The 1,086-nt window shown below is 59.0% G+C and carries 1 protein-coding gene; it reads right to left on the minus strand.

Annotated features, from left to right (window positions below; translation table 11 throughout):
* Window positions 1–1,086, minus strand: a 1,086-nt coding sequence (locus CGA21_RS29710; protein ID WP_317451707.1) for an immunoglobulin-like domain-containing protein, incomplete at both ends; no start/stop codon positions are given.

Consider the following 1,086-nt stretch of genomic DNA (forward strand, 5'->3'; position numbering starts at 1 on the left):
CGTCGCCGTTGCTTTCGATGCTGACGGTGATCTTGTCGCCTTGGCCCGATGGTTCGTCGGTGACCTTGGTCGTATATTGGTCCTCGCCGAGGGTCAGTTTCTCGAAGTTGTTGGCCGAGACCGACTCGAGTTTGTTAACGATTGCGTCCTGGCCACCGGTGAAGATGTCGTCCTTCGCAATCACCACAGCAGAGCCGCTAGTGCCATTGGCCGGGATCTTGATCTCGGTGCCGTCGGTGAGTTTGAAGGTCAACTCGCCGTGGCTGGCCATTGGCAGACCGGCGGCGTTGGTCAGGGTAACGGTGTAGGTGATCGAGCCGCCTTCGGCGACGGTGGTTTTATCCACGGTCAGGGTGGCTTTGACTTCGGTGAGGGTGTCGTCGACTTTCACCACGGCTTCGCCGCCGAGCACCAGGTTCTCGAAGGATTTGCCCGGAACGGAAGCATCGGTGACGCTGAGCTTGATGGTTTCGCCGTCCTTGTAGACGTCATCGCCCTGGGCTTTCAGCTCGTATGGAATGCTGGTGCTGCCAGCCTTGATCACCACGGTATCGCCGTTGCTCAAGGTGACGGTCAGATCCTGCTTGAGTACCTGATCGACTTTCACCGTGAACTTCGGTGCAGCGTTTTCCAGTACGTCGCCGTTGCTTTCGATGCTGACGGTGATCTTGTCGCCTTGGTTGGCCGGGTCTTTTGGATCGCCCGAACCTGGCTCGTCGGTGACGGTGGTGGTGTATTGGTCCTCGCCGAGGGTCAGCTTCTCGAAGTTGTTGGCCGAGACCGACTCCAGCTTGTTGACGATTGCATCCTGACCACCGGTGAAGATGTCGTCCTTGGCAATCACCACAGCAGAGCCGCTGGTGCCGTTAGCCGGGATCTTGATCTCGGTACCGTCGGTGAGTTTGAAGGTCAACTCGCCGTGGCTGGCCATCGGCAGGCCGGCCGCGTTGGTCAGGGTCACGGTGTAGGTGACCGAACCTCCTTCGGCGACGGTGGTTTTATCCACGGTCAGGGTGGCTTTCACTTCAGTGAGGGTGTCGTCGATGGTGACTTGGGCTTTGCCGCCCAGGACCAGGTTTTCGAACG

The sequence above is a fragment of the Pseudomonas sp. PSB11 genome (genome assembly GCF_014596605.1).
GTDB classification, from domain to species: Bacteria; Pseudomonadota; Gammaproteobacteria; order Pseudomonadales; family Pseudomonadaceae; genus Aquipseudomonas; species Aquipseudomonas umsongensis.